We start from the raw sequence: 4,603 nt of genomic DNA, 5'->3' as shown, positions 1-4,603 counted from the left end.
ATGGAGCTAAAAGACTCATTAATGGAGCTAAAAGACTCATTAATGGAGTTCAAAGACTCATTAATGGAGCTAAAAGACTCATTAATGGAGTTCAAAGGCTCATTAACGGTAACGTGCTATCAGTAATTGTCTAGTTATCTGCTGTAGTAAACTACATCTAAATCAAAAGCCTGCATTCAATAGTTGATAGCGCTGTGAAAAAAATCCTGATTGTGTCAGCTAATCCCACAACGACAGACAAACTCCGCTTGGACGAGGAAGTAAGGGAAATTCAGTCAGGGTTGCAACGCTCTCGCAGCCGGGATAAGTTTGAACTGATTACTAAATGGGCGGTGCGACCTGACGATTTGCGGCGGGCGCTTTTAGATCATAATCCTCATATCATCCATTTTTCTGGACATGGTGGAGGAAATCAAGGTTTAGTCTTGGAAAATAATACAGGGCAAATGCAGCTAGTGAGTACAGAGTCACTGGCAAGGTTATTTAAGTTATTTAAAGACAAAGTTGAGTGTATCTTATTAAATGCCTGTTATAGCGAGGTGCAAGCTGAGGCAATTTACCAACACATTAATTGCGTAGTTGGAATGAATCGGGCAATTGGGGACAGGGCGGCAATTGAATTTGCGGTAGGCTTTTATGATGCACTAGGCGCTGACAGGTCTTATGAAGATGCTTATGAATTTGGCTGTAGCGCTATTGACTTAGAAAGTATTCCAGAATCTTCCACCCCAGTGCTGAAAAGTCGGAACAATTCCCAAGGTGCTATCTCTGCTAACGAAACAATTCCAGATACCGAGATACAACCAGCAGTCTCCTTAGAAAATCCAGAAGGGCAGGTATCTCTAGACTCTGCTTTCTATGTGGAGCGATCGCCTATTGAGGTAGACTGTTATGAAGCGATTCTTCAACCAGGGGCCTTAATTCGCATCAAAGCTCCCCGGCAGATGGGCAAAAGTTCGCTGATGTCGCGGGTTCTCCATCATGCTAGTCAAAACGGATATCAGATAGCACCTGTAAATTTCCAGTCAGCCGATGCAGAATTTCTCGGCAATTTAGATCAGTTTTTGCAGTGGTTCTGTGCCAGCATTACTTACGAACTGAATCTACCCGATAAATTAGATGAGTATTGGAAAGGTGTTTTAGGTAGCAAGAATAAATGTACAAATTACTTTCAACGGTATTTATTACCCGCGATTAATAATCCCGTAGCTTTGGGTTTGGATGAAGTCGATGAAGTCTTCAAGCATCCGATAATTGCTGCTGATTTCTTTGGATTGCTACGAGCTTGGCATGAGCGGTCAAAGAATGAAACAATTTGGAAAAATCTCCGGTTAGTAATTGTGCATTCTAAGGAAGTTTATATTCCACTGAATATTAATCAATCGCCTTTTAATGTGGGCTTACCCATTGAGTTGCCAGACTTAAATCAAATACAAGTACAAGACTTGGTACAGCGTCACAAACTCGATTGGTCTAACTCACAAATTGAAGAATTAATGACACTCGTCGGTGGTCATCCTTATTTAGTGCGGGTAGCGCTTTATGAAATTGCTCGTGGTAGGATGACGCTGGAAAATCTGCAAAAAATTGCGGCAACTGAGGAAGGGCCTTACAGCGACCATTTACGCCGGCATTGGCTGAATTTGCAAGAGGATGGAGAATTGCTAGCTGCGGTTAAACAAGTGATGATGGCAAATCGCCCCGTGGATGTAGGCACAACTCAAGCGTTTAAACTCCGCAGTATGGGGTTAGTTAAGTTTCAAGGCAATGAAGTGATACCTCTGTGTGAATTGTACCGTCAATATTTTTGCGATCGCTTGGGGTTGAAAAATTAAAAAAGTACATTAGGAGTGCAATAAGACTTTTATCTCCAATTACTATTTAACAAAAAGGATTAACAATGGTTCAATTTATTCAAGGAAGAGATATAACCTTAGCCCAACTCATTGATAAATTTGGGCTACAACGTGCAGACAACGAACAGTTTTTTTTAGAGTGGCAGCAAGATTTACCTGAGTTGAGTGACTTAGAAAAGCAATCTCTCAACCAAGTCAAGGCAGAATATTTGCATTTATCCCGCTACCAAATTTTAGAACCTGTAGTCAAAATGGTGGTGCTATCTCCACTATTGCGTCTAGCAGGTTTTTATCAACCACCTTTTTACATTGCGTCAAAAGAAGAGGTAAGAATTTCTTCTGAAGACGAAGGCACAATTGTTAGAGGACGTATTGATATATTGGTGTTTTATCCTCCATTTTGGATTCTCGTAATTGAAGCCAAACGAGCCGAATATTCTTTGGAGGTAGCAATTTCTCAAGCCTTAGCTTATATGTTGGCTAATCCTGGTAATGATAAACCTACGTTTGGTTTTGTAACCAATGGTCGAGAATTTCAATTTATTAAGTTGACTAAACAAGGTATACCAAAATATGAATTATCTTACACACTGTCGCTCAATCGTGGAGATGACTTACATACTGTTGTAAAAGTTTTAAAACGTCTAACTTATTTAGTCTGTAATTCGTAATCTTCGTGCTAACATACCCTACCAAATTTGTATTTCATAATTTTGAATTTTGAATTCGGAGCGAAGCGACGTGACCCAATACCAGTATCAAGTCGGTGGTAGTCTGCCTCAAAATGCACCAACTTATGTTAGACGGCAAGCTGACCATGACCTCTATGAAGGCTTGAAGGCTGGGAATTTTTGTTATGTACTCAATTCCCGGCAGATGGGGAAATCTAGCTTGCGGGTGCAGGTAATGCAGCAGTTGCAAACTCAGGGATTTGCTTGTGCTGCTGTTGATTTTACAGCTATTGGAACGGCAGATATTACCCCAGAACAGTGGTATGCCGGGGTGATTGATACTCTGGTGGGAAGTTTTAATATTTATACAATTTTTGATTTAGATATTTGGTGGACTGATAACGGGTTGCTTTCACCAGTACAGCGTTTGAGCAAGTTTATTGAAACAATATTACTTAAAACAATTACTGAAAAGATTGTTATTTTTATTGATGAAATTGACAGCGTTCTGAGTCTTTCATTCAACTTGGATGACTTTTTTGCAGTTATCCGCGATTGCTACAACCGACGAGCAGACCATCCTGAATATAACCGCCTCACCTTTGCTTTAATTGGCGTATCTACGCCTTCAGATTTGATTCAAGATAAACAGCGCACACCTTTTAATATTGGACAGGCAATTGATTTAACAGGGTTTAAACTTGCGGAGGCGGAACCATTGGCGCGGGGATTGGTGGCGGTGGGTGATTCTCAAAAGTTGATGCAGGCGGTGCTGGATTGGACGGGAGGACAGCCGTTTTTAACGCAAAAAGTTTGTAAATTGTTAATTGAGGAATGCCCTGTAGAGACGCGATTTATCGCGTCTTGTGCAGACGAGGAGAAATCCCAAATTGAGGGGTTGGTGGCAGGGGTGGTAAGAAGGCGGATTATTGAGAATTGGGAAGGACAAGATGAGCCGGAGCATTTGAAGACGATTCGTGACAGAATCATGCAGAGTGGGGAACAGCGTACCGGGCGATTGTTGGGGTTGTATCAGCAGATTTTGCAGCAGGGAGAGATAGAAACTGATGACAGTCCTGAACAAACAGAATTGCGGCTGACAGGGTTGGTGGTGAAGCGGGAGGGGAAGCTGCGAATTTATAACCGAATTTACGCAGAGGTGTTTAAACAAGAGTGGGCTGAAAAAATCTTGGCAAAGTTGCGTCCTTACTCGGCTGCATTGAATGCCTGGGTTGAGTCGGAACGTCAAGATGAGTCGCGCTTGTTGCGGGGAAAGACTTTGCAAGATGCTCAAGAATGGGCAGTAGGTAAAAGTTTGAGTGATTTGGATTATCGGTTTTTAGCTGCTAGCCAAGAGTTGGAAAAACGTGATGTGCAGAAAAGACTGGAGGCAGAGGAACAGGCAAAGCAAGTTTTAGCAGAGGCGAACCACAAAGCTAATCAACGAATTCGGATTGGTTCTGTGGTGTTAGGTTTGGCTCTGGTGGGGGCAGTAGCATCATCTATAGCTACTCTAAAAAGTCTTGAGGAATTAAAAAAGGCAGAAGCGGCCAGAGAAGTTGCTTTAACGGTTACGCGATTGGAACAAGACGGAACAAATGCTTTGCAGCTGTTTGAGTCTTCTAGGGAATTTGATGCTTTGCTATTAGCAATGGAGACGGCAGGAACATTAAAAAGTCTGGTCAAGGATAAAAAATCTTTAGCAGACTATCCAGCATACAGCCCTTTGTCTAATTTACAGAGAATTCTATCTAGTACTAATATTCGTGAACAAAATCGCTTGGAAGGGCATAATAAAGGGGTCTACAGCGTCGTCTTTAGCCCGGATGGCAAAACTTTAGCTTCCGCCAGTGCTGACAACACCATCAAATTGTGGAATCTCAACACGGGCAAAAAAATTACCACTCTTACTGGGCATAGCAAAGAGATCAACAGCATCGTCTTCAGCCCGGATGGCAAAACTTTAGCTTCCGCTAGTGGTGACAAGACCATCAAATTGTGGAATCTCGATACGCACAAAGAAATTACTACTCTCAGGGGGCATACCGAATGGGTCAACAGTGTCGTCTTCACCCC

3 protein-coding genes are annotated in these 4,603 nt (G+C 42.1%); all 3 read left to right on the top strand.

Annotation, left to right across the window (positions count from 1 at the left end):
* Nucleotides 1-194 precede the first annotated feature (194 nt).
* Entirely contained in the window at nucleotides 195-1,835 is a 1,641-nt protein-coding gene (locus ACFE93_RS33995; protein ID WP_375480442.1) for an AAA-like domain-containing protein, read from the top strand.
* A 65-nt stretch (nucleotides 1,836-1,900) separates the two neighbouring features.
* A complete protein-coding gene (locus tag ACFE93_RS33990; protein WP_375480440.1) occupies nucleotides 1,901-2,527 on the top strand; it encodes a type I restriction endonuclease in 627 nt (208 codons plus the stop codon).
* Between the two features lie 70 nt (nucleotides 2,528-2,597).
* A partial coding sequence (locus ACFE93_RS33985; RefSeq protein WP_375480438.1) for an AAA-like domain-containing protein occupies nucleotides 2,598-4,603 on the top strand: 2,006 nt, incomplete at its 3' end.

It is taken from the genome of uncultured Nostoc sp. (assembly GCF_964247315.1).
Classification (GTDB): domain Bacteria; phylum Cyanobacteriota; class Cyanobacteriia; order Cyanobacteriales; family Nostocaceae; genus Nostoc.
This window is presented reverse-complemented; position numbering and strand designations above follow the sequence as displayed.

What these genes read in the sequence shown, in the direction of transcription:
- ACFE93_RS33990 (WP_375480440.1), top strand. Translation starts at nt 1,901, where the DNA reads ATGGTTCAATTTATTCAAGGAAGAGATATAACCTTAGCCCAACTCATT.